Raw genomic sequence first — 26,012 nt, forward strand, 5'->3', positions numbered from 1 at the left:
AGCAAATTTAGAATACATTACCTTTTTGTGTCGTTGTGTTTAAAAAGTGATTTTATTAACCACGGAGGCACAGAGGTACAGAGAAGTAGAGAAAAATTTATTTCTATTCTCTACACATTAATTATTATAAATATTTCCCAAAAATTGAGATTTTAGGAATAGATGATTGAGTATTTACCTAAATCTCAACTGTCCCAATTTTTAATAAAGCAAATTTAGAAGCTTGGCAACAGATGCCTACCAATCCTGGAAAACTCACTCTTAATAGGAAATGTTCCCGTAGCATCTCTTAGGGATGACTTTGCCAGCGTTCAGTTGTTGCTTTTGCCACTGTCAACTGATACGCAACAGCGAGGTAAAATACAAAATTGCCCCACAACTTGAAGCAGAGTAGGGCAAAGGACAGTTAAGCACTGTCTGTAGTCTGTCCCACAACAACGGAGTTTCGTCAGACTTCTGTGACGCTTTGTTTTGTGTCTATTCCATTGTTATTCTTGATAAAAGTTTATGTTTCCAACACACCGCCCTCGCCGTTTGCGTACCCATCCTCAATTGCGCCGGATGGTTCGTGAAACTGTATTAACTACCAATGATTTAATCTACCCTTTGTTTGCTGTACCAGGGGAAGGGATAGCCAACGAAGTCAAATCTATGCCTGGTGTTTACCAACTGTCGGTAGATAAGATTGTTGAAGAAGCAAAAGAAGTATACGATTTAGGTATTCCGGCAATTATTCTGTTTGGTATTCCGGCAGATAAAGATACGGATGCTACAGGTGCTTGGCATAATTGTGGTATTGTCCAGAAAGCTGCGACTGCGGTAAAAGCAGCAGTACCAGATTTGATTGTAATTGCGGATACTTGTTTATGTGAGTACACAAGTCACGGTCATTGTGGTTATTTGCAAGTTGGTGATTTGACTGGTCGAGTCCTGAATGACCCCACCCTAGAATTGCTGAAGAAAACGGCCGTATCTCAAGCTAAAGCTGGTGCGGATATTATCGCGCCTTCTGGAATGATGGATGGCTTTGTAGCCGCTATTCGGACTGGTTTGGATGAAGCAGGATTTCAAGACACGCCGATTTTGTCCTATGCTGCTAAGTATGCTTCGGCTTATTATGGTCCATTTAGGGATGCGGCAGATTCTACACCGCAATTTGGAGATAGAAGAACTTACCAAATGGACCCAGGTAACTCCCGTGAAGCTATCAAAGAGATTGAATTGGATATTGCCGAAGGCGCTGATATGTTGATGGTTAAGCCAGCTTTGGCTTACATGGACATTATTTGGCGGGTGAAGGAAGCTAGTAATTTACCTGTGGCTGCTTACAACGTGTCTGGTGAGTATTCTATGGTGAAAGCTGCGGCGTTGAATGGTTGGATTGATGAACAGCGTGTGGTGATGGAAACCTTAACTGGGTTCAAGCGTGCTGGTGCGGATTTAATTTTAACTTATCACGCTAAAGATACGGCGCGTTGGTTATCGTAGGGTAGGCTATCTCACGCAGAGGCGCGGAAATATAGGGTTTTTCGTGTTTAGGCGTGAGATTGATTTTCGCCACAGTTACGGGAATACTCAAACTCGGCTTCTTGTTCTCTTTTTCCTTGGGAAAAAATTGGGCAGAGTTTTGTGTTTGCACTCATACAATCCATGTGTGGTGTTTTGGCGCAAACTAACAGTAAGATACTCAAGATAAATAACAAACCGCAAATTGCGGCTGTTTGAATTGCAGAGATATCTAGTACGCCGTGAACAACAACTTCTCGTAGTACTGATACGATGGCTACTTCTACGGCTACACCTACAGAAATGCTATGTTCTTGCAAGTAGACCATTAATAGTCTAAATAATTCCACCAAAATCAAGATGAAGAGTATTTTTGCCGTGACTACTTTATAGTTGAGTGGCTGAGTAAGTGCCATAAATATACCCCACAACTGTATTAGCATGACGACGAATAAAACTAAGCATAAGACTATGACTAATAAATCTTGAAATGCTTCCATCTGCCTAACAATAGCATGACGATCTAACCAGCGATCGCAAAATAAAAATCTACTCTTGGCACGTTTTTTGAGTTTCTTGTTCATGTGGATAGGGGTTAGTTGGAGACGACAATAATTAATTCACCCCATATCTCATTTTTACCGTAGGTTAATTATTCTTACCTCCGCGTGGTTGAGAATTTAAATTTTGTACTTGTTGTAACAATTGTTCGGCATTTTTTGCCCATTGGGGATTACCTTGGGTACTATATAAATTCTTGGCATGATTAAATACTTTTGCCCCTTCGCTATATTGCCCTAATTGGGTAAAAACTAACCCTGCACCGTAATAAGCATGGGGATAATTAGGATTAGCTTCGGCTGACTTCCTGAAGGCTGCTAATGCTTCCTGGGGTTTGCCTTGTTGAAACCAGACAACACCAAGATTATAATGAGCTTCTGAATATTTAGGATTGATTTTTATCGCTTGATTAAACGCACGTTGGGCTTCATTTAATTTACCTTGTTGCAGATAAGAAATTCCTAAATGATAGTGAGGTTCAGGGGCATTTTTACTATATTCTACTGCTTTATTAAAAGAAGCGATCGCGCCTTCCCAATTTTGTTGCTGTTGTCTGACTAAACCCAAATTATAATGAGCAAAACCTAGTTTTGGATCTAGTTCTAAAGCCCGTTGTAAATAGTCGTTAGCTTGTTGTAAATTATTACCTTCCAATAATGAGCCGCCTAAATTAGCAAAGGCTAAAGCAAACTTAGGATCGCTTTGAGTAGCGCGATAAAATGCGTCGGCGGCTGGTTGCAACTTTCCGGTTTGTCGCAGTGCTAAACCAAGATTGTAGTGGGCGGCGGCTAAGTTAGGATCTAACTGGGAAGCGGATTGAAAAGCAGCGATCGCATCTTCTACTCTCCCCGCCTGAATTGCTTGTAATCCCTGATTTAATAAGGTTGTGGAAGTAGGCAAACTATATTGTGCTAACAGTTTCATCTGGGAATCTGGGATTATAGGAATACTTGCATTGACAGGTGTCAAGCTTTCACCTAGTAATATCAAACTCAGCAATGCTGGTATCCGATATTTATAGAATGATAATCTCATTGATTGACTAACTCACAACAGTTTTCGTGATCTTTACTTCAAATAAACTGACGTAAAAAATTACGTTTTAACAAAAATTTTAGATTCTGCATTAAAGTTTGTATCGCTTAACCTTTCTTAAGGTAAATCTTACGAGAGGCTACAATTTTTCTCAGCATTGGTTAAAGGAAGGATAATGACAAATTAAAGAGAGGATATTTCTTGGATTATTCATCTCTGAAAAAACAGGGCAATGCGGTATTGAGACTTACCGCAAGGGAGGTTTTATGAGCGAAAAAGTCAGATTAGGTTCGCGGAATGTTGCCATTGTCGGCCCTTATTTAAGTGGAAAAACAACACTACTAGAAAGCTTATTATTTGTCACAGGAACGATTTCTCGCAAAGGCAGCGTTAAGGATAGTAACACAGTTGGGGATAGTGCAGCAGAATCGCGCGATCGCCAGATGAGTGTAGAAATCAGTACCGCCAGTGCTGAGTATAACGATATTCGTTTTACTTTTATAGACTGTCCGGGTAGCGTGGAATTTGCTCAAGAAACATATAACGCTTTAATGGGAGTTGATGCGGCAATTGTAGTTTGCGAACCAATACGTGAAAGAGTCCTCACCCTTGCTCCTCTATTTAAATTCCTAGACGATTGGGAAATTCCTCATCTTGTCTTCGTTAATAAAATGGATCGGGCAAACATTCATGTCCTGGAAACATTACACGCCCTCAAAGCAGTTTCTAGCCGTCCCTTAGTAGCCCACCAATTCCCCATCATGGCAGGGGAACAACTTACTGGCTTTATCGACATGGTGAGCGAACAAGCCTATCAATACCATCCCGGCGCACCAGCTGACCCCATTCCCTTCCCTGAAAATCTCAAACAAGAAGAACATACCGCACGGGCAGAAATGCTCGAAGCCTTAGCAAATTTTGATGACCACTTATTGGAAGAACTTTTAGAAGATATTGAACCACCACCAGAAGAAATCCTCAAAGATTTAAAAATGGAATTAGGGGCAGATTTAGTAGTCCCCGTCTTCTTTGGTGTAGCGGAACAAGATTATGGTGTGAGACCTTTATTAGAAGCTTTACTACGGGAAGCACCAGAACCAGAAACCACAGCAGCCCGTCGCCTCAAAGGTAAAGCCAGTAATACACCTTTAGCCCAGGTATTAAAAACCTATTACACTCCCCAAGGTGGCAAACTTTCCCTAGTGCGGGTTTGGCAAGGCAAACTCACCGATGGTATTGTCCTCAACGGCGTGCGTGCTGGGGGAATTTATCGCCTCATGGGACAACAACAGCAGTCGGTGAACGAAGTTGGCGCAGGTGAAATTGTTGCCCTCAGCCGTTTGGAAGGAGTTAAAACCGGGGATACCATCTCCACAGAACGGCCGATGGAATTAGCCAAAGTCGAACAGATGGAACCAGTTTATGCCCTTGCCATCACACCTGAAAAGCGCAACGATGAAGTAAAACTCAGTAGTGCCATCACCAAACTATTAGAAGAAGACCCATCTTTAGCTTGGGAACAACACGGCGACACCCACGAAGTTATCCTTTGGGGACAAGGTGAGATTCATTTGCAAGTTGCCCTTGATAGACTACGCCGCAAATATAACTTGCCGATGTCTACCCACCTGCCACAAGTACCTTATAAAGAAACCATCCGTAAATCAGTCACCTCAGTTCATGGACGCTATAAACATCAAAGCGGGGGTCATGGACAGTTTGGTGATGTGTTCCTTGATATCAAACCCTTACCACGTGGTGAAGGCTTCAACTTTAAAGAAACTATTGTTGGTGGTGTAGTGCCTAGACAATATATTCCTGGCGTAGAAATGGGTGTACGGGAATTTCTAGTACACGGGCCTTTGGGCTTCCCAATTGTGGATGTAGCAGTGACACTAACAAATGGTTCCTATCACACCGTTGATAGTTCGGAACAAGCCTTTAAACAAGCTGCCCGTTTAGCAATGCAAACTGGCATTCCCCAAGCCCAGCCTACCTTATTAGAACCGATTTTGCGGGTGGAAGTGACAACACCAAGTGAATTTACCTCTAAGGTACTGCAACTGTTGAGTGGTAGACGGGGGCAGATTTTGGGCTACGAAGGCAGACATGATTGGCAAGGTTGGGATAATGTTTCTGCTTACTTGCCACAAGCCGAGATGCAGAACTTTATTGTAGAGCTGCGATCGCTCACTCTCGGCGTTGGTTCTTTCCATTGGGAATATGACCACCTACAAGAAGTCCCAGAAAAGCTTGCTGAACGTGTACTTGCTAGTAACGGTAATGGTAATAACGGCAATGGCAAGTAGTATCAGTTAACAAATGTCTCCTCTATTCAGAATCTTGGAGTGGTAATATTTATCACTCCAATTTTTTTCACAACTAACCTTTTGATGGGTTAGTAAATTTCTTCAATGCTATGACTAAAAATACTAATAATAGAGAAGCTGTAATTAACTGTGAACCAAGCTCAATTAGCTGTGTTGGATGTGTTAAATCAGGCAAACCCGGAATGCTCTAAACTAGTAGAAGACATTGGTAGTTTTTCATATAAGATGAATAATCAGACTGATGAAATAATACAAAAGTTTCAAATATTTAATCCCCGACTTCTCCAAAAAGTAGGGGATTTATAGTTAAAAATCAACGATTAATTATTTTTGCGATCGCTTGCTACTCGACAAACAATTTCCATAGAGGCAGCATCAGCAGTTTTAGGCTTAGGAAAAATTTCCTCTTCGATTTTATCTTCACTAGTTAATTTACCGTTGGAGGCATAAAGTGAAAATCTTTTAGAGAATAATCTACCTTGACTACAGGCTGCATGAAGTGTTCTCTTCGCTATACCGTTACCATGTTGCTGGACAAGAGTGTAATTAGTGCCATTTATAGATGCCAAATCTAAAGCAATTGGAAAACCACGACTATCCGCGCCTACTTGAATATAAAAATTATTATTCTTTGTTTCGGCGATGGCGTTCCGCCCACCGTAGATGATCGCTATCCCACCCAATGACAACGAGGCGATGACTATCAGACCACTAAATCGTTTTAAAAACATCAGATATAAATTGAATAACTATATTTTCTTTGTATTCATAAAAATTATTTTTTGGCGCGGTAATATCACTGGAAATTGTTAAATTCACGATACAATAGTTAAAAAAAATTATTATTCTCAAAATAAAATAACCGTAGTGGGAACACTACGGTTATTCTGGGTGGACTACTGAACTCTAGCCTTTGCAAAAAGTTTGCGTCTTACAACTTCAGCTCTTTACCTATCTGTAATCTCTTTGAAAGTACAGTGTAACTGCTGTAAATGTATTCGTCATTACTGAATTAAGTAATTGATCATGGTGAAATCTTCATCTAAATCCTCTGTAGCTTCATGTATTTAGTAAAATTGATAAATTCATACATTCTCTTTTTACCGTAATATTACATAGAATATTCAACTTAAGAATACGTTCAGATGAAAAGATACCACTTGTAAAGCTAAAATTTATACGCTTACTTAAGGAAAAAAATTAAGTAAGTAATACTGAATCAATCTATTTATGCGATCGCTTTAAGAGTTAATCACTATCAGAAGTTAGGGATTAGTACAGCATGGCAGAAGTGTAGCAATCATTAAAAATCAATGAAAAGTTTACACCGTATTCATTTTGAATTCTGAATTCTGAACTTTGTAGCTTGCTTTCCTTGAGCAGGCGTAAGCCTACCCTGAATGTATTCCGCTTTGCAGTACTAGTCCCCAAACCTAACGAAATGTACCTTACTCAAACAGGAAACCCTATTAATGTGGTTCAATGTTACTAAATATTTGTTCACTAGCTATACTTTTAATTAATGGCAGAATTTCCAGGATTGATACATCTAATAAATAAGGTACAAAAAATACTTTTCGTAGTGAGAATACTTGTCACAATTAGGAGAAATAATTTTAAATTTTCCATGAGTGAATTTTAAATTTATTCGCAGAAAGTAAAGCTATAGTGTATTTAGCAATGCTGCTGTTAGTGTGGCTGAGGTTAACTCCGAATGCCAAGGTATTTTATGAATTAGTTTGGAAAGACCTACTCGATGACAGGCAAAAACGCAAGATATAATGCTTTTCTGCGGCTAGTGTCTGGTAATGGAGCAGCATTTGGGTCAGAATCTCGCTACTCGCTTACCAGTAAAGAAGTGGTAATTGGACGTGACCCCAGCTGCCAAGTTGTCTTAGATGCCATGATGTATCGGATGGTATCCCGTCGTCATGCTGTGGTTCGTCCCGTCGCTTCATCCGTAGATAGCAAATTTAGTTGGGTACTTTGTGATTTAAATAGTGCCAATGGTACTTATTTAAATGGTCAACGCTTGTATGGGTGTCAGGAGTTACACGCAGGCGATCGCATTTCTTTGGGTGCTGATGGGCCACAATTCCTATTTGAGTATGCAGTCGCTCCCCAACCTACGATTATCACCAACCAAGTTGCACCCCTACCTTCAGCCAAAAACCCCCAAAAACCAGATTCGGTCAGCTTCACTCAGCTTTTCCCTATCATTTCTACGGGTAAGGATTTGACCCGGAAAGCTTACCTTGTCCCAGGAATGCTGACAGTAGTATTTGTGGTGCTGATGTTTGCCACAGTAGGTAGACCACAAGCCAATCAAGTCATCGTCGCAACTTACATCGCCTTGGCTGCTTACTATTTTATTTACCAACTGTGCGGCAAACCTAAACCCTGGTGGGTGTTAGTCAGTGCAGCTTTGACAACAACGTTAATCTTACTCAGTCCCTTATTAAATTTATTTATTTACATTTTTCGTGTGATTCTTCCTGGTGATGTACCAGCAGTAGATGAACCAGTCAACAGCCTCACAGAGTTATTTGTGGGGTACTTTTTTGGCGCTGGGTTGATGGAAGAATTACTCAAAGCCTTACCTATATTAGCGGCTTATCTCATTGCCTTAGGACTACCATCACCTTGGCGGGAGCGTATCGGTATTTGGGAACCTTTGGATGGGATTCTTTTAGGAACAGCTTCGGCTGTGGGCTTTACTTTATTGGAAACTCTCGGTCAATATGTACCAGCCGCGTCCTTACAAGCGGGTACAGATGTTGGGTTACAAGTCTTGATTGCTAGAATTTTGGGTCTGCCAGCTGGACACATGGCTTATAGTGGTTATTTGGGATATTTTATTGGGTTAGCTGCTCTCAAACCCCGTCATGCTAAACAAATTTTGGCAGTTGGCTACCTCAGCGCCGCCGCACTCCACGCTTTATGGAATACAGCCGGACACAGCAATAATTTACTATTAGTTGTTGTTGGGGTATTATCTTACGCTTTCTTGATGGCTGCAATTCTCAAGGCTAGAGCATTATCACCAACGCGATCGCAAAATTTTGCTACTCGTTTTCTCGATCCTAAATAGAGAGTGGAAAATAGTGCAGAGAGATTATTTTTTCTCTCTTGGGGTAGATTGTGCCAATTTTTTCATCAGCTTATAGTTAGATTATGATGGCTTTTTTACGTCTAAAAAGTAATCCGGAAGAATCAAAAATTTCCCACAAGAGCTTCACCTGTGAGCAAACTTGCTGTTAACAGGAGTCAAATCAAGGTCAAAATACATAACAAAGCTACAGAAATTAAGATTCAGTTTGAGAATCATTGAGTTGTCTGATAGCGTAGTAAGCGATCGCTACACTCGCCTTTGCCTGCTCAACTTCTGATAAATTAATCCAATCCTGATTATTAACGTTGTCAATTACAGATGCTAAATCTTGACCTTCACTACTCCGCATAGCATAGGCATAGGGACGAGCTAAGATTGACAAGTCATCTGCTGCCCATGTAGGTAATACACTTTGTACACATTCTACTAGTTGCTCACCCAGAGATTTTTGAGAAGCAAAGATTTCTGCCGCCTTGGTGGCTATGGCGTCCAGCCAACCTTGAGGGACACCAGCCGCAAAAGCTGTATGTAAATTTTCTTGAAGATGATCTATAACTGGCAATACTGTATTACAATTGTAGTATGAAGAGTTAGTGACCCCAGACCACAGACTGTCTAGTTTATCGTAAAAAACTTGCGCTCTGGTTGTGAGTTCTTCATCTAAAACATCTTGGATAGCAAATTGTCGTTCTAGCTCATCAAAATATGTTTCTGATTCATCATCAGTAGGATTCCAAGGATAAGCTGCATCCTCTGGTTCTAACAAAGCTGCTAATAAATCTAATTCCATTTGAGATACTACAGAATGGCAAGCGTCTGAACCGTTAATTTTATGAGTCATTGATTGCCTCCTGATAAATTAATTTAGTTGACATTGACAGCTACAGCAGTCAGATTGACATTTCCGCAAAAAAATCGTTTTTTTATAATCTTCAAATCAGCCATTTACTACACTGTGTATGTGAGTTGTCAGTTGCTAATTGTCAGTGATTTTGGATCTAGTTTAATTCCCCGTCCCTATGTGGGCAGTTTGAAAATATCTCTGTGCCAAGGGGACAAGCTACATGAATGCAACTGAAAACTGATAAAGTCTCCATTCCCTTGTGGATAGAGATTTTTAAAAGAAAATCCCTAACTCAAATATATAACGGGGAGAATAAAGGGACTATGAGGAGAATTACTTTTAAATATTTTTCTGATTTAGAATTTAGTATTTTCCTCAGCTAGAATCCTACGGCTCAAAGCCCACAAAAAGAGCCTGAAAATCTCCATTCCCCATTTTTCATTCCCCATTTAAGAATCTTCAACAATAAATTCCCAAATTTCACCTCTAGAACTACCAAACTTTAATTGCATACCCGATTTTAACGGAATTTCTTCCCGCAGGAGTTGTTGCCAACCATTGGGGCCAAAAAACCAAGTGGTGCCATAAGTAGAAAAATCTTGGAGATAATAGATGCGGGCTTGAGTTGTGCCGGTAAAAGTATTCCGACATAAAATTTCCGCGTGTCGTTTAGAAACTGAAGGTTCAGGAATGACGATATCATTATCTTTTGTACGACCGATGCGAGTAACACCAACCCGTAAAAACCAACTGCGCCCTCCGGGGGAGAGCGATCGCAATGAAGCGATCGGGATCGGAGAATTAGAGTTAGGAATAGTAGTATCTGGCATTTCCGTCACACTTTCATCAAAACTTTTGATGAGTTCACCATCAAAGTCTGGATGTAGGTAGAGAACGGGTAAAGTCCAAGCAGGTTGATTGTACTTATATAGTGTTAGCAGTTCTTGCCTAGCTTCTGCCACTGCTTCATCGATTGGCTTACGCGATCGCAACGCTTCTGCAAAAGCTTGAATAAAACTATGGCTTTCATGGTCAGCTATTTCATCCCGCATTGCCAAAACTGCGGGTACACCATGACGAATTAAAACTTCTGCCAGACTACTAGCCGGGATAGCCTGATGATTCACGGCTGCTGGTTGCGCTCCCCAACAGGCGTTAAACACTGCTAACTTTAAAGCACTGCGGGTTAAAACTTGGGCTAATTCTATGCCATTGAGGCTCATTCCTGGGCGCAAAAATAGTAATCCGCCGTCTGGGCCTGGTAGACCGTGACCAGCGTAGAAAAAAACATTGTATGCTCTAGTTTCTAACTCTTGAATCAATTGTTGGGGTGTTGGCTGGATAAGGGTTTTAACTGTACAGGGTGCGTAACCCTGAGCATGACTACTCACCTGACCACCATTTAACAAGGTTTTTTCTAGGATAGCGGCTTCTGTTTGCAGTTGCAGGTCTTGATCGTGTCCGAGAACCAGAAGCACTTTTAAAGCTTGGTCGATGCGTAAATATGGTAGAGCTTCAACTTCACTCGTAGTGCGGCTAAATAACACATCTGGGGAGAGGGACACCGCCGGCTGACCGGGTTCCCGTTGCATAATTTCCCAAGGTAAGGCAATTAAATCTGGATCACGAATTTCTAGACGAAAGCGCAGACGTGTATGCTGACCCATAGCGATACCACGGCTACGTTCCAGACTCCCCAGGATTTGGCCCTCAAAGATCCAACGCCATAAATTCATCCCCAAATATTGCATGAGACGACTACCATAACCAGTGGTTTGGCTGGAGGGTAGTGGGACTAAATTCCCCGGAACTGAATTTTTTAACAGAGGGTTTGTGTCTGAAGAAATGTTAATACCGCTATGACCAGCAAACATTTGCTGCCATTCTTGCCAAACTTGATTGAGTTCAGCCGGCCAAGTACAGTCACGCAGAACATAGCCACTGGGATAGGGAGCCTTGACCACCCAAATGGCGAAACTATCTTTGCCAGTGTTGATGAGACGGGCGATCGCCAGATTCAGGGAGGGCATGGATTAGGACACTACGAGGTATAAACAATTCAAAATTCAAAATTCAAAATTCAAAATTATGGTTACTGAACCTGCCGAAGTCAAGAGATTTAGCCTACGGCACGCTTTTCACATTCAGAAGGGGACTTTTACCCAGACTGAAACTGAAACCACGTGTAGACGTAGGGATATTAAACCCTTTAATTTACGATACTTGCCAAGTATAATTTTCCTGGAGAAAAACTTTTGGCTTGTGAATTTCGTCTTGTTATTATCTGTATTATTTCAGGTTTTTATCAGTTTATCGAGTATTTGATTCAGTTGCACTCGTATTGTTTGGGGTATTTGGTGTAGAAGGTAAGCTGTCTGCTGGAAGGGAGACACTATCACAAGGACTGTCTTGATTTGATTGTAAAACAGTGACAGCAAAGCGTTTCAGTTCAGCTAATTCTATCCTCACTGGTTGATCTGAAGGTAGGGGCGGTTCTGTCGCTAGGTTATTAGGGGTAGCTGGGCTGGGATTGTTACACAGACGCAGGTACACTTCATAACCCCCAGAAGCAGGTGGAGGATTGAACTTTTTATCAATAACTTCTAAAAAACTTTCAGGGGGTAACTTTTGTTGATTGAAGGTGATTTCACTGTTAGTTTTAATTACCCATCCAGGTGCGATATTATTGAGCGATCGCGCTAACTTGGGACTCTGGGTGGTTGATGGTACGGTCTTTGTTGGGGCTACTGTCGGAATTGCGTATTGCGATCGCAGTAACATCACCCAATATCCCAATACTCCAGCCGCCGCCATCAAGATTAACGGCACGATCAAATTTAGGGGTAGTTTGCTGATTCTCTGGGGTAAATGGCTGGCAACTACTTTTGTTTTTTGTTCAGGGCTAGCCTCTAGCAATGTTGGCTGTAGAGCCTTTGATGACAAATTTACGGTTTTGATATGAATATTGTCGGGAACGACTGCTTTCAGAGTGATCTGGGGTTCAGTGTATTTAACTCGACAGTTTACCAGAGCGATCGTGACATTATCATGTCCATTTTTAGTGTTAGCGATTTCCACCAATCGCTCAACCACATTAACTATATTATTCTCTTCACCCGTAAGAATTGGTAAAATTTCTGTTTCCCAGTAGTCTTCCACACGGTCAAAATCACTTAAGCCGTCGGATGTCAACAGAAATACTCCATCTTCATCGAGGATAAATCGTTGTGCCGTGGGATGTAGTGAACTGCTGGGACTCATCCCTAAGGCCTGTACGAGAGAACCAGATCCACTTTGTTGTACAGCTTCACGATAGACAGCGTAGCCTAGTCTCACTTCCCGTGATGCCACATCGTCGTCTAGGGTGACTTGATAACAGCCGTGGCGGTTAATCCAATAGGCGCGACTGTCACCAACGTGAGCAATATACATTTCGTGGGCAATAGGTAATGCCATCACCAAGGTTGTACCCATGCGTTTTCGCCCTTGGCGATTTTCACTGTCATTGCGCTGACTAATTTTGTCGTTGGCAATGGCTACTGCCCTTTCTAAATCAGCGATCAAAAGTGAGGGTTCGATGTGATCTACAGGTACATTTGTCAGTTGCTGTACCTGTTGGTAGATAGTCTCAATGGCTAAATTAGAGGCAACATTGCCGCCTTCATGTCCACCAATTCCATCACAGACAATAGCCAAGGCGGTTGATTGGGGTGGTTTGCTCAGTAGTGTTCCACTGGGAGGATAACAAGCATCTTCGTTCCGTTGACGACTGGGGCCTGTGTCAGTTTGAGTAGCAATTTGGATGGTAGGCGTTTGTGAATTACTTAATTCAGTCAGTCCTTGGTCTAAAACGGCAACTAGTACTTCTGGAGATGTAATTTCGCCTTGAATTAGCAAATTACTGATTTGGTTGACAAATTCCGCTATGGCTGGTTTGGCTTCGTGGTGTAGTGACTGCCAAAATTCTCCTAATTGGGACAATTCTGGTGCGGTTGTCGAGTCATAATGCAATTCCAACAACCGCACTAATGGCCCTTCTACCCGCAATAAGTATGGGTTAAGTAGGCTAGAAGCAACGCCCTCACTCTTGAAAGGTTGCCAGAGATTGGCAATTTGCCACAGCCAATGTAGTTGGCGTATTGATGTGGCGTAGCACCAAGCATCTGTAAACTCGCTACACAAATGAACTTGTTCAGCTAAATTGTCTGCGAAAAGTGGAGATTTTTCCAACAACAAAACTTGACTGTGTACATACCCATCAGTTATTTGTAGCATCCCATAAACTTGCGGAATATTTAAGCGATAGGGGATGAGTCGGAGATAAGGTCTGATGGCATGGGAATTTTCTAACTCAGGTGCTTGGGGTAGTAAACCTGGTTTAGTATCTAAAACAACGGATTTATTGATAATTAAATAGCGATCGGCTAATACTTCTCCGGTACTGCCAACGCTCAGACTATCTCCCACCACCCACAAATAACGCTTAGGTAAGGGTGTGGAGCATCGCTGGCAAAACTTATGAGTCAGGGGGTTAGCAGCCTGACAAAGTTCATTTGGACAGTAGAGCGTTGCCGCATCATTTTCCATAGTGTTCGCACTGATCAGCGATTGGCAATTGTTTCAACAGCACTGGTAGCGGCAAATATTGACACCGCTCATATTTCTTGAATTAGATTTATCCAACTTCGGATCATGATTATTCGCTGGTAGATACCAGCCGATATTAATACTTATCTAAATTTATGCAAACAACACACTCCTTTGTTAACTCTACAGCCTCATCATAGCTTTTATTTATCTGTGGTTTTCTCTTGCTAGAGCCACTAATACGCATCCTGTCAGGATTGTTTGCTTTGATTGTATTAACCATGAGCAACCATCGAAAACACAGGTATTTTCATAGTTTATAAGTTGAGGAACAGTCATAAACTTTAATTAAGAATTAAGATGCTAAGAGTTAAATGAGTGGGAAATTTGTAATTAGTAATACCCTAGAATAAGTGGGCTACGTAATACGTTGTGGTGACTCCGTTAGAAAAATTCTAGACTAAGCTAACGCCTACGCAATTTGTAATCCCCTATGATACTTTGTTGCAGAACTAGAACACTAGGCAAACACCTACATAATTCTTAATGATTTTTCAGCAAGAGAGTCAGATATTTGAAATGGGTGATTGATTTCCGTCTTACTTTAGAACTAGTGATTTTTACTCGATACTCAGCACTCCAATTGGATGATAAATATCTAATTGATTTGGTGCTGTTCACATTGACACATTTAGGGAAATAATTCAAAACTCAATTTATTTAATTTATTAAGGACATGGTGTTTCCATGCCCTTAAGATGTATGGCGGTTAGCAATTGAATGGGATACACTTTGGCTTGTCCCTGACTCCGTTCATACAAGAATGGGGTGAAGGGTTGAGGTTTTGTGTTTTCGTCAATGCTTCGCTCATAACTTATGCTTTTACTTACTTTTCCTCAACTGCAACTTGAGGAAGTCCTAAGCTGTAGTTAGTGACACGAGCAGAGAGGTTGTAGCTAATTTCGCCTTTTTGGAGGAGCGATCGCAGATAATGTTCTAAGTCTGACCCAATGCGGCGTAAGTTGTAATCTGTCAGGTCTGCACCACTGGAGGCTTCGACTAGTTCATCGAACTTGCGATAAATCTTTTGCAAAGCATCTTCATTCCAATTTAATTCATTGTCTGGGTCAACATCCAAGGTTAAGACCTGATGACTGGGAACTAGTTCGCCATCCCGGTCGATTTCTGCTGCAAAAATGCGGATGTGTCGGGTTGTAGACTTGAGCAGCGTTGCGTTGTCCATAGCTGGGTGTCAGATTCAGGTTAATTACACTGCAATAATTGTAGACGCTATATATGGGCTTAAATGCGCCCAAATTAATGGGGGTGGGGAACTTGGTAGGGGTGGGAAAAGGAGGAAACGTTCTCTAAGCTTCTTTTCCTTGCTCCCTTGTCTCGATTAGATTTTCTTTATTTGAACTTAGAGTCTATGCTATGGGTTACAACCAAGATTTTACTTTTGAGAAAATTGCTCCTCTACGTCTGCTGAATTTGATGATGAAAAAAACGTACATTGGGTAATTTTACGTAATTAGCATATAACTATGTCTAGCTTTAATCAAAGCTGAAAAAATAGGGGATTTACTTACGTGTAAACACGAAAAGTTCAGTAAAAACTCAAACTATTATTGACGGCAAAATAAAGTTGATGTAAAAAGCTTTAAAAACCTAGAACAACTTCTTACAGAAACTTTATTGTATATAATCTCAAAAACTGAATAATAGTTATGGCTTACCTAAACAAAAACTGGTACAGGAAGATTCAAACTTAGACAGTGAAAGTCTATCCAAAAAAAAACTCAGGAGAGGGCAATGGCAGATAAATGCTGTGAATTAAAAAAAATTTCTTAATTCAGGCAGAACGGATTCAAAAAACTATAAAGAAATTTTGTCGGAGATATGTCTCCTCAACCCCATACAACCAAGCACAGGAATCTCTAAAACTATGAACTCGAAAGCATTACCACGGCAGATAAATAATATAGAAGTCGGTGTTTATGAGTGCGAAATACACCTTAAATTTCGGTTAGTTGAAGAAAAGAGCTTGCTGGGCGATCGCGAGCAACTAATGCAGATGCTGCTAGAAGCTCTAACCGAAGGGTCTGACGACTTTCTAGAGATGCTACAAGCGTCTGTAAAAGCACAAGAAGTCTCTGAGTTTAAAGCATCACCCCAAATGCGTCGTCAATTGATGCGTTTACGTAATGCGGTTGATACTAATCAATAGTTACAAATAAAACAGTAATTTGAGTAGCGGCAAATCAAATACTGGGCAGAAAGTCTTAATTTTTTTGTAAGTTAGCCCATATACCTATTTGCTCTAAATAATGAGTTGGCTTGTATAACTTAATGCCTTTGTTAATAAGCTCAAATTTACCCTACTCTCCAAAAAGCTGAATAAAGCATCTACAATCGTAGTTCTAACTATTTGCATTACGTATATAGTTGAGTAATTACTAGCACTATCATGCCTGCTTCTTAAGCCGAGAACAGTTTTGGAAGATTTACTTTTGAGGGCAATTGGTGTGACCAGGGTTTTACTTTGATTCTCGGAGATTAATTAGTAATTATTGCCACAAATTATTTAATATTTATCACATACTGAAAATAGTTGATAGTTGATTTTTTTAAGATGTGTGGTTGTTTAATGTAATAGTTATCACACCTTTGTTGCTAAGTTTTTGTGTCTCCGTGGCTCTGTTTTTAATAATATTTTTTTACCACAGAGGCACAGAGAGAAAATTTTTATAGGGATTTCTGAGGAGTCTATTTTGCTAGACCGTGTTCTAAGGCAAAACGAACTAACTCAGTCCGGCTGTTAGTACCAGTTTTACTGAACAAACGACTGACATATTTTTCGACGTTTCGCACGCTGGTTTCTAGACGGCGGGCGATTTCTTTGTTCATTAACCCTTCGGCTACCAAGTTTAAAACACTCTGTTCTCTGGGGGTGAGGTCAATTTTGAAAGGGGCTGGTGTTTGTGAAATCGCATTTCGTTGAGTTAATAAAGCTTTAATTTGAGCAATTTGATTGGCTAATTCGGCAATATCTGGTGTTTCGCCTTCTTCAGTTGTACTTTTAGTTTTGCTATTACGGCGGATAAGTAAGTTTTCTACGATGGCTACCAGTTCATCTGGGTCGAAGGGTTTAGGCAAATAAGCATCGACACCAGCTTGATAACCTTGGATGCGATCGCTTGTCATCCCTTTAGCTGTTAAAAATACCACGGGGAGCGATTGAAAGCGGGGGTCTTCACGCAATTGCTTGAGAAACTGATACCCATCTACCTGAGGCATCATGACATCAGAAATCACGAGGTCTGGTGTGTTTTGTTGCATCAAATCCCAACCCTCACGGGCATTACTGGCGACTTGAACGCTAAAACCACTTTCTTGCAAGTAGTCTTTCACGGCTTCTCTGATTCCGGGTTCATCATCTACCAGTAACAATTGTGCTGACATCTAAAATTTCCTTTGGTCTACCTTGTTCCAATGTAGCGAATCATGGATCGAAAATTCCAATTTCCTACAACCATTCAATTGTCTTAGCTTCTTCTGGTAGCTTGGCATTCCGTTGTCCATCTGCCCGCGCTCTAGCTGTAAACAGGCTAATGGGCGTATTGAATAAATCTACCAAGGTGGCGTGACCTGCGATCGCCTTGGCACTATCCCGTGGTATTTCTTTAACTAACCAACGTGCTAAACGGTAGCCCACATCTTTGAGGCTGATATCTGGCATTAAATCTACACCATGCAGTTCGTGCAGATAGCGATTGGAGCGTCCGTAGCGTCGCCATTGACTGGCTAGTTCTTTGAGGCTGGCACGGTGGCGGTGTTGGACAATGGCATCTGGGGCAAATTCTAAACTGCCAATATTTGACCGCAAAATTCGCCAACAAATATCTGCGTCACCGCCGGTGTTGAGATGAGGACGAAATAATCCTGCTTGCGTAAAGGCTGTACGTCTGATTGCTAAGTTAGCCGTTTGACCATAGGGACAAAAGCGATGGGCTAAAGTGTGTTTTTGTGAGAGAGTTTCTTGACGGTCTGCGTGTTTTTCTAATAAATTTTTTCCTGGTAAGGCGATGATTTCACCTGCAACCATTACTACTTGTTGGTTGACAAAAGGTTGAATTAGTGCATTTAGCCATTGGGTTTGGGGACGGCAATCAGCATCCGTGAATACTACAATGTCACCCACAGCAGCCCGAATTCCGGTATTACGTGCAGCGTAGGAGCTTTGAATTTGGTTTTCGCTGAGGGGACGAATGGTGATTGGGGAAGTGACGGCAGCTTTTTCTATAAATATGAGGGTGCGATCGCTACTGTTATTATCTACCAACAAGTACTCTACCCGTTCTTTCGGATAGGTTTGAGATGTAAAACAGTTAATTAACTCTGGTAAATCTGTTTCACCGTTATAAATAGGAACAACCACCGATACCATTGGCAAAAAGCTGTTGGTGGTGGTTGTATCACTTGGCTGATGATTCATAAAACCTGGGAGTGTGGGTTGGGAAATACTAACTAGTAGTTTGCCACGGAGTTAGTTGGTAGTCAGGACTTTAGACCTTAAATATTTCCGTACTAAAGTACTTGCTTACAACCTATCAAAACCTTCAACTCTCAGGTTATTATTATGACTCCAGACAACTGGAGCGAGAAAATACTGCTATACGAACACCTGGTAACTAAATTACTCGCAAAACGAATTGTTAAAACTTCAACTCACTGGCTCCCTGGCTCATTGGTTGATTGGGCTGATTTACGGGAGGAAGGGCAAAGGTATTGCTTGATAATATAGCGATCGCGCGGGCATATTGAGGATCGTTTTGAGTCCCAATTAGTTTGGGGTTAGTTGCTAGTTGGCGTTCTTGTGCCTCGGTTAATTCTATGGGAATATCTGGTGTAATACCTTTTTTATTAATATCTGTACCGTTGGGAGTGTAGTAATGAGCAATGGTGACTGCCAAACCGGAACCATCTGGTAGCTCATGGACTGACTGTACTAAAGCTTTACCGAAGGTTTGGCTACCAATGACTACAGCGCGTTTATTATCCTTGAGCGCACCTGTGAGAATCTCACTAGCACTAGCTGAGTTACCATCTACTAACACTGCCAAGGGAAGTTTTGTTAACGCAGTCCTGTTAGCTCTTGTATTCTCGTTGACTCCTTGACGGTTAACTGTGCGGACAATTGCACCATTGTCTAACCACATCCGGGCAATTTCAATACTCCCTTGCAATAAACCGCCAGGATTTCCCCGCAAATCTAAGACGTAAGAATCTACTTTCTGACCGTTCAAATTGCGAATAGCTCGTCCCATCTGCTCGGCGGCGTGGGCGCTAAATTCCCGCAACCGGATATAACCAACTCGACGGTTTCCTTCTTGCCTCAGGGTGTAGGTGACGGTTGGTACTTCTATTCTGGCTCTTGTGAGCTTCAGGTCAAAAGTGCTGCGTCCAGTACGTCCTAGACGTAAAGTAATGGCAGTACCTTCTTTACCACGAATTAATTTAGAGGCATCATCCACTTTCATCTGCTGAGTGGGTTTGCCGTCAATTGCGAGGATTTCATCACCTGCTTTAATCCCAGCTTTCAGGGCTGGAGAATTTTCTATGGCTTCTAAAATCGTCAACCGCTTGGTTGTTTCATTCAACTCCATGCGAATGCCGATACCGGATACTTCCCCAGATGTTTGACTGGTGAGGACTTCAAACTGTTTGGGATCCATAAACCTGGTATACGGATCGTTCAGCTTTTGTAGAGCTTCCCGAATTGCTACATAAGCTTCTTCTTTGGATGAATAATCTTTGCTTAATAAACTTTGTCTGACTGCCAGCCAATCTTGTTGATTAAACTTGCCATCAACATATTCACTATTTACTAATTGCCATACTTGGTCTACTACAGCTTTGGGACTGTCTTGTAAGGCGGCGCGAACACTGCGAGTCCAAGCCGGGCCAAATACGGATACAGTTGCTGTTGTAGCGATCGCTCCTCCAATCATGGCAACCTGGAGCAGCGAGTAATTTTTCGCAGATGGGTTCATGTATATCAGCCGGAATTTATTGTGATTTTGACAGTTTAGCAATCAGACTTTCCAGAAATTTTTAAGTTTTTATACTCAATTTTTAGTTACACTCCCCTCATTAATTCTCCTCTTTAAACTATGCTAAAATTTTGCATTAGTTTATTAACAATCATTACTATTTTGTCACTTTTTTAATCAGTCTAATGTACCACTATGACAATAGTGTGACAGTTCTGTTACTGTCATCTTTACACCCTATATTAATTTTATAAGATAGCACTTATCTCAAAGAATGGCCGGTCTTTTTAAGCTTAACTAACTAGGCTTTTTTATCTTGTGTCATGAAGCGCAAATTTACCATAAATTTATCTGTCCCTATAGGGAAGAAATTAGGAAAAAAGTTGCAAATACTACAAAAACTTGCTTGGGGTTTATGTCTGGTGTTGGCGAGTTGGCTAATAATTACCACTATAACCTTACTTTTTGCCTCTTCCCAGCGTGTAGATGCCTTTTTTGTCCTTGGTGGTAGCATTAGACGCGAAATCTATATTGCCCAAACAGCCAAGGAATATCCGCAAATTCCAATTTTGATTTCAAATGGTTCCCCAGATCCATGTATCCGGCTAATTTTTCAACGCGAGTTAGGGAAGTTGTCAAACGTTTGGCTCGAAAAGTGTGCCAATTCCACCTTTGAAAATTTCTACTATGGAATTCCCATTTTAAGACGTTGGCGAGTACATAAAGTTAAACTAATTACTTCACCCACTCATTTACCAAGAGCTAAATGGATGGCACAGATTCTTTTAGGCGCTCATGGTATTTGGGTCGAGGTTGAGGTTGTTAAAGAAACAGGTGTTCCTGGTAATCGAGAATCTTGGATCAAAACAGGATTAGATATCACTCGTAGTTTATTGTGGGCAGGTTTGAGTCAAATCATTCAACCCCAATGCCCAAATGTCATTAAACTCAGTGAAGTGGATATGTCGACTTGGGAGAATCGAGGATTTAGGTGTGAACATCAGGGGGGTTTGGGAATGTGAAGGGAGAGACTTCCAACTAAAAAAAACGTGAGTTCGACGCAACCTAAACCCAACCCCTTCCCTACAAGGGAAGAGGCAAAAAAGCTACAACTGGGAACGCAGTTAATTTATTGCTGTACTGCCAACTGTGAGTCTACTTCATCGTTGGGCAGCTTGAGCGATCGCTGAATTTTTAATTTTTAATTCCCCGTTCACTTAGCGTCCCGTAGGGAAGGGGTTGACAATTGTGTACAGTATTTTTAGTAATAATTACTATGTCTAATTTTTTGAGCATTACCAACAATACCCAAAATATTTACTGGAGCTATTTTTAAATCATCAATAGCAAGTTTTAAAACTGATGAGTTAGTTTGATCAATCTTTACTACTATTAAAACACCATTAGTGTGGGGTGCAATTAAGCTAGCATCAGCTAATCCCGCTAAAGGTGGGACATCATAAATTACTAAGTCAAATTTTTCAGCCAATTCTCTCATTACGTGCTTCATTTTTTCAGAAGAAAGCAATTTGGTAGGATCAGGTGGTAAGGAGCCTGTAGTAATGACACTTAGTTGCTTAATGGAAGGTGCTTGCAGAATCACCTCTGATATTGGCAAGTTGCTAGAAATTAAATTACTCAGTCCACACGAGTTATTTAATTTCGATAGTTTATGAATTGTTGGTTGGCGAAGATCAGCATCTACAAGCAGTACTCTTTGCCCCATTGCTGTGGCTATTCTCGCCAGGTTAAAAGCAACTGTAGACTTACCATCACCTTGCGTAGCAGAACTAATAACTAGAGAACGAATTGGATGATCAGAATTAAGGAGTTTAATATTAGTGTAAAGTACACGAAAAGCCTCTAGAAATGGAGATGAATAGTAGTTGTATTCTAAATTAAGTTCAGTATCTGCTTTAGTATTCTCTTGTAGTATTCTATTTTCTTGTTTAATACCAAAAAATCTTTCTTTAAAAGTTCTAGATTGATTATTTTGGAGTTTTACCTCAAAGGGTATATTTCCTAGTAAAAGTAATTTTAAATCTTCTTTCAATACTTGAATGTCATGATAAGTATTGTCTAATTTTTCTAACAGTAGGGCGGCACCAAGACCCAATAAGAGACTGCTGCCGAGTCCTTGCAAGATAGCAAGTATTGTGTTGGTAGAGTTAGCAGGATATTGGGGTAAACTGGGTGACTCTATTAACTGCCAGCCTAATTCTGTTTGAGAAATTTGAATTTGCAGATTCTCACGGGTAGAGAGAAATCGATTGAGACTTTCAGTTGCAACTTGTAAACTACGCTGTAAGTCGGTGTATTTGCGTGATAGGTTCGGCAATTGCTTTCGTCTCTGCTCTACTGTTTGTTCATTTTTACTGAGTTGTTGGTTGATAACTTCTAATCTTTGAAGCTGAGTAGTTAATTCTGACAATTTCAAATTAATATGGTTCTGCGCTTCTTGACGTACTAATGGCAACAAACTGTCTCTCTGTTCTTTCAACGTTAAGACAATGGGGTTATCCTCTTGTAAAATAATTAATATTTTAGCAATTTGTACGTCTAATTGCCGTACCTGACCAATTAATTGCTGATATAACTGAGCATCACTCAGGGCGATCGCTTCACCATCTTGTCCTTGTAAGATGGCTAAACTTGCACGTACTTGGGCTAACTGTAAATTCAGTTCTTGTCTTTGTTTAGATAAATCAGCAGCTTGAGAACCAATCTCGATTGCTAGAGAATCTGGATCTTTCAAGTTATAATTTTGTCGTAAAAATTGCAGTTCTTTTTGGATCTGATCAACTCTAGTTTGTAAAGATGGTAACTGTCTTTCAACGAACTGTATTCCTTGACGTAATCTAGTTTGCCGTCTTTCCTGACTGTATTCTAAGTACTCTTTAGCAATTTCGTCTAATACTAGTTTGGTCAGCTTTGGATATTCACTACTATACCTAACCTCTATAATTTTAGCCCCACCCAACTGCTTAACAATTAAAGAGGACAGTAAAAAATCGTAAGTGATATTTGAATCATAACTTTGCAATCGCTTCACAACGTTTCCTATCAATTCAGGACTCTTGAGAACCTGAATTTGCGTCTCATAATCTAGGTTAGATATACTTGTTGAGTCTTTGACAACATCGACAGAGTTACTATCTTCATTAACAGGTTCCACTAACAAGCGAAAACTGCTTTCGTATACTGATGGCTTGGCATTTAGTATTGAGTGAGCGACCAAAGTTGCCATTACAACCATACTTACACCTGCAATAACTAAGGATCTACGCTGGAGCAGGCTTAATAACTTAGTAAAATTTCGGTTATCTTCTTGTCTGTCTGATGAAAAAAAGGATTGAGCTTGGAGTGATGGAAGTACAGAGTTACTATTATGTTCAAAATTTGAGAGTGGAGCGGATTTATAAGAATTATTATCCAGCATTTAAATTACTAATGTGTAGTGTGGTTGTAGTAATTAATGGCAATGTAAGCTTTCGTAGTCAAGTTTATAGCAAAAATATTTTGAATTAAATAATTATACATACTGATTTTTAGGAAAAATTGTCTATTCTAAAGTTTGTCAGTATACCAATTAGAAAGTTAGGTATCCTGACCAAGAAAATAAAAAATACTGTTGCATATCAGTAGACTTTTGGAAAAATCAATATTAATTTTGTGAGTGTTCAAAAATTAATGACTTGAATAATTGAGTAAGACTAAAAAATAAAAATTAGGATACAGCCGATGAAGTTGAATGAATGGATTCATCAAAAATTTCTGCAATCCATTTATACTGTTTTAGAAAGTGAGAATAAAAATTTATCTCAAAGCCAGAAAAAGCAGTTAATTAGATTATCTGTAATTACTCAATTTTTTCCTCCTGACTATGCGGCTACTGGACAACTGATAGAAGAATTGGTGCAACAACTAGGACACCAAGGTGTAGATATTGAGGTTTTTACAAGTCAGCCTGGATATGCTTTTCGTTCTAATATAGCTCCTTCAGTCGAACAGTTAACACAAATCCGAATTCAGCGATCGCGCACTGCTCAGCTTTATCCGGGAAGAATTCGTGGTAAAACTATAAATGGTATTTTATATACCTTACGAGCTATGCTCTATCTGTTGAGGGCTTGGCGGCGTAGAAATATATTGTTAGTGACTACAGCTCCACCATTTTTGCCGTTGCTAGGATATCTGGCTAAACTCTTATTTAAATTACCCTATGTCTGCATACTCTATGACCTTTACCCCGATATTGCGATCGCATTGGGAGTAGTTTCTCAGCGTAGCTGGCTAGTAAAATTTTGGCACACGCTTAATAGACTGACTTGGCTAAATGCTAAGGCAATTGTGGTTCTCAGTCCAGCGATGAAACAGCAAGTCTTAGCAAATTGTCCAGGTATAGCTGATAAAATCTCCATAATTCACAGTTGGGCTAACCCTGATTTAATTGTGCCAATTGCCAAGCAAGAAAACTGGTTTGCATGGAAACACAATTTAGTTGACAAATTTACTGTTCTCTATTCTGGTAATATGGGGCGCTGTCATGATATCGAAACCATATTGGCAGCTGCTATATATCTGCAAAATGAAGCAATCCAATTCGTCTGTATTGGTGGTGGAGCAAAACGTGATGAACTGATCAGAGAAGTGAATCGTTTAGGAATGAACAATTTCACATTTTTACCTTATCAAGACAAGCAGGTTCTACCCTATTCTTTAACAGCTTGTGATCTATCTTTAGTTAGTGTTGATGCAATTAGCGAAAGTTTGGTCGTTCCTAGTAAGCTTTACTCAGCTTTAGCGGTCGGAAGGCCATTGGCTGTTATTTGTTCTCCATTTTCATACCTGAGACAATTAATTGCCGAAGCTAACTGTGGTGGTACATTTGACAATGGTGATAGTCATGGTCTAGCTCAATTTATTCGGTTACTTAATCGCGATCAAAAATTAGCAGAACGTATGGGCCAATCTGGTCGCCAGTATATGCGATCGCATTTCACACCTAAAGTAATTTCTCAGCAGTACCTGAATATTTTACATCAGGCAGTATTTTCTGATGAAATTAAACAGGTATCTCGAAGAACCATGAAATAAGGATATTCGAGTTATTGAATAAGGGTAAATTTTCAATCAATTCGTGATTTTTTCTTATAATATTTGGTGCATTTATGGTATGATTAGCTTATGCAGTACACGAATTAAAACTCCATAAAATTTAATAACCAAACCTTGGTGTAAGGTTAGTAAAAAATGATTTGTTACTTGAATAGATTAATGATAGGAATGCTTGTTAATCAATTAAATAATAAAGTAACAAACACCGAAATTCAACAATTTATTGTTTCTGATACTAACTTTTAGGAGTTGGACTTCGATGGTCTTATTGATCTCAGTCCCTCCAAACGTAACCTTCCTAGTTCAAGTTTTTGATTTATATCAGGAGGTCGAATTGCAGAGAAGGTGTGACCGAAACCGGAAGCGTTCAAAACGTAGAGCTATCTACTGCCCTATTCATAGTTGTTATCTTGAGAGCGTCAGTCAGAAATACTCTTTGTTTGCAGATAAAGCTGGACAGTTGCAGCAAAGAGGTATGAATCGTCGCAGTGCATTGATGTTAGTAAATACTCAGACAGCAGTTCCTATAACAGGAGAATGGTTAGAAGCTTTTTGGTGTCAAGAATGCCAGCAGACAAAATGGTATCACGTCTGTAAATCTCAAGATCGCACATATAAAATTTCACTTGCACCAGTAGAGTTGTGGCAGCAGGTAACAGGAGTAATAGACCCACACGGTAATCCCTCCATTGGAGAATTTACTCGCAAAAATTCAAGGATGCTTACTCACAACAGCATCAAATATTTTAACTGTGCAGGTCAGTACATTTAGTGTTGATAACAGGGATGACGCATCTAAATATTGGCGTTCATGAATAAAGTTGTTGTTGTACTTTGACTATTTCTACCGATATACCGAAAAGTCA

20 protein-coding genes are annotated in these 26,012 nt (G+C 40.3%); 9 read left to right on the top strand and 11 right to left on the bottom strand.

All coding sequences use genetic code 11. The features are described 5' to 3' along the window. Window positions 1-507 precede the first annotated feature (507 nt). The gene (gene hemB, locus H6G18_RS04360) at window positions 508-1,488 is read left to right on the top strand and encodes a porphobilinogen synthase (protein WP_190405864.1); all 981 of its coding nucleotides are present in this window, start codon (window positions 508-510) and stop codon (window positions 1,486-1,488) included. A 47-nt stretch (window positions 1,489-1,535) separates the two neighbouring features. Here the strand turns inward: hemB and H6G18_RS04365 are convergent, their stop codons facing one another. Both H6G18_RS04365 and H6G18_RS04370 read right to left on the bottom strand, forming a co-directional pair. Further along, the gene (locus H6G18_RS04365; RefSeq protein ID WP_190405865.1) at window positions 1,536-2,090 is read right to left on the bottom strand and encodes a phosphate-starvation-inducible PsiE family protein; all 555 of its coding nucleotides are present in this window, start codon (window positions 2,088-2,090) and stop codon (window positions 1,536-1,538) included. Between the two features lie 64 nt (window positions 2,091-2,154). Then, window positions 2,155-3,102 (bottom strand): tetratricopeptide repeat protein, encoded by a 948-nt coding sequence (locus H6G18_RS04370; protein WP_190405866.1) that lies wholly within the window; start codon window positions 3,100-3,102, stop codon window positions 2,155-2,157. Between the two features lie 266 nt (window positions 3,103-3,368). On the opposite strand from H6G18_RS04370, the gene H6G18_RS04375 reads away from it, so the two are divergent. Next, a complete protein-coding gene (locus tag H6G18_RS04375; RefSeq protein WP_190405867.1) occupies window positions 3,369-5,411 on the top strand; it encodes an elongation factor G in 2,043 nt (680 codons plus the stop codon). A gap of 150 nt (window positions 5,412-5,561) precedes the next feature. Further along, window positions 5,562-5,738 (top strand): hypothetical protein, encoded by a 177-nt coding sequence (locus H6G18_RS24580; protein WP_206757207.1) that lies wholly within the window; start codon window positions 5,562-5,564, stop codon window positions 5,736-5,738. A gap of 14 nt (window positions 5,739-5,752) precedes the next feature. On the opposite strand, the gene H6G18_RS04380 is transcribed toward H6G18_RS24580, so the two are convergent. After that, the gene (locus tag H6G18_RS04380) at window positions 5,753-6,163 is read right to left on the bottom strand and encodes a hypothetical protein (RefSeq protein WP_190405868.1); all 411 of its coding nucleotides are present in this window, start codon (window positions 6,161-6,163) and stop codon (window positions 5,753-5,755) included. A 1,025-nt stretch (window positions 6,164-7,188) separates the two neighbouring features. Here H6G18_RS04380 and H6G18_RS04385 point away from each other — a divergent pair. Continuing rightward, window positions 7,189-8,523, top strand: a complete 1,335-nt coding sequence (locus H6G18_RS04385; protein WP_190405869.1) for a PrsW family glutamic-type intramembrane protease — start codon at window positions 7,189-7,191, stop codon at window positions 8,521-8,523. Between the two features lie 214 nt (window positions 8,524-8,737). Here H6G18_RS04385 and H6G18_RS04390 read toward each other — a convergent pair whose 3' ends face one another. From H6G18_RS04390 to ndhM, 4 genes are all read right to left on the bottom strand, one after another. After that, window positions 8,738-9,385 (bottom strand): hypothetical protein, encoded by a 648-nt coding sequence (locus tag H6G18_RS04390; RefSeq protein ID WP_190405870.1) that lies wholly within the window; start codon window positions 9,383-9,385, stop codon window positions 8,738-8,740. Window positions 9,386-9,837: 452 nt separating this feature from the next. Further along, entirely contained in the window at window positions 9,838-11,418 is a 1,581-nt protein-coding gene (locus H6G18_RS04395; protein WP_190405871.1) for a CHAT domain-containing protein, read from the bottom strand. A gap of 280 nt (window positions 11,419-11,698) precedes the next feature. Continuing rightward, window positions 11,699-13,975 (bottom strand): protein phosphatase 2C domain-containing protein, encoded by a 2,277-nt coding sequence (locus H6G18_RS04400; RefSeq protein ID WP_190405872.1) that lies wholly within the window; start codon window positions 13,973-13,975, stop codon window positions 11,699-11,701. 886 nt (window positions 13,976-14,861) lie between these two features. Next, window positions 14,862-15,218 carry an NAD(P)H-quinone oxidoreductase subunit M gene (gene ndhM / locus H6G18_RS04405; protein WP_190405873.1) on the bottom strand — a complete coding sequence of 119 codons (357 nt, stop codon included), beginning with the start codon at window positions 15,216-15,218 and terminating at the stop codon, window positions 14,862-14,864. A 702-nt stretch (window positions 15,219-15,920) separates the two neighbouring features. On the opposite strand from ndhM, the gene H6G18_RS04410 reads away from it, so the two are divergent. Further along, on the top strand, window positions 15,921-16,202 hold the full coding sequence (locus tag H6G18_RS04410; protein WP_190405874.1) for an Npun_R1517 family heterocyst differentiation transcriptional regulator: 282 nt from the start codon (window positions 15,921-15,923) through the stop codon (window positions 16,200-16,202). Window positions 16,203-16,741: 539 nt separating this feature from the next. Here H6G18_RS04410 and H6G18_RS04415 read toward each other — a convergent pair. The 3 genes from H6G18_RS04415 to ctpB all read right to left on the bottom strand — a co-directional run bounded on the left by H6G18_RS04415 (window position 16,742) and on the right by ctpB (window position 20,028). Next, window positions 16,742-17,437, bottom strand: a complete 696-nt coding sequence (locus H6G18_RS04415) for a response regulator transcription factor (protein ID WP_190405875.1) — start codon at window positions 17,435-17,437, stop codon at window positions 16,742-16,744. A gap of 64 nt (window positions 17,438-17,501) precedes the next feature. Then, window positions 17,502-18,470: a glycosyltransferase gene (locus H6G18_RS04420; RefSeq protein WP_190405876.1), complete on the bottom strand. Its 969-nt coding sequence runs from the start codon at window positions 18,468-18,470 to the stop codon at window positions 17,502-17,504. Between the two features lie 220 nt (window positions 18,471-18,690). Next, complete coding sequence (gene ctpB / locus H6G18_RS04425; protein WP_190405877.1) at window positions 18,691-20,028, bottom strand: carboxyl-terminal processing protease CtpB; 1,338 nt, start codon at window positions 20,026-20,028, stop codon at window positions 18,691-18,693. Between the two features lie 323 nt (window positions 20,029-20,351). Here ctpB and H6G18_RS04430 point away from each other — a divergent pair, with 323 nt between their 5' ends. Then, complete coding sequence (locus H6G18_RS04430) at window positions 20,352-21,050, top strand: YdcF family protein (RefSeq protein ID WP_190405878.1); 699 nt, start codon at window positions 20,352-20,354, stop codon at window positions 21,048-21,050. Window positions 21,051-21,077: 27 nt separating this feature from the next. Continuing rightward, window positions 21,078-21,218 carry a hypothetical protein gene (locus H6G18_RS04435; protein WP_190405879.1) on the top strand — a complete coding sequence of 47 codons (141 nt, stop codon included), beginning with the start codon at window positions 21,078-21,080 and terminating at the stop codon, window positions 21,216-21,218. A 71-nt stretch (window positions 21,219-21,289) separates the two neighbouring features. Here H6G18_RS04435 and H6G18_RS04440 read toward each other — a convergent pair whose 3' ends face one another. Continuing rightward, window positions 21,290-23,467: a GumC family protein gene (locus tag H6G18_RS04440; protein ID WP_190405880.1), complete on the bottom strand. Its 2,178-nt coding sequence runs from the start codon at window positions 23,465-23,467 to the stop codon at window positions 21,290-21,292. A 302-nt stretch (window positions 23,468-23,769) separates the two neighbouring features. Here H6G18_RS04440 and H6G18_RS04445 point away from each other — a divergent pair, with 302 nt between their 5' ends. Beyond that, a complete protein-coding gene (locus tag H6G18_RS04445) occupies window positions 23,770-25,125 on the top strand; it encodes a glycosyltransferase family 4 protein (protein ID WP_190405881.1) in 1,356 nt (451 codons plus the stop codon). Between the two features lie 355 nt (window positions 25,126-25,480). Further along, on the top strand, window positions 25,481-25,918 hold the full coding sequence (locus tag H6G18_RS04450) for a hypothetical protein (RefSeq protein WP_190405882.1): 438 nt from the start codon (window positions 25,481-25,483) through the stop codon (window positions 25,916-25,918). The last annotated feature ends 94 nt before the right edge of the window (window positions 25,919-26,012 follow it).

The organism is Anabaena subtropica FACHB-260 (genome assembly GCF_014697105.1).
Classification (GTDB): Bacteria; Cyanobacteriota; Cyanobacteriia; order Cyanobacteriales; family Nostocaceae; genus Trichormus; species Trichormus subtropicus.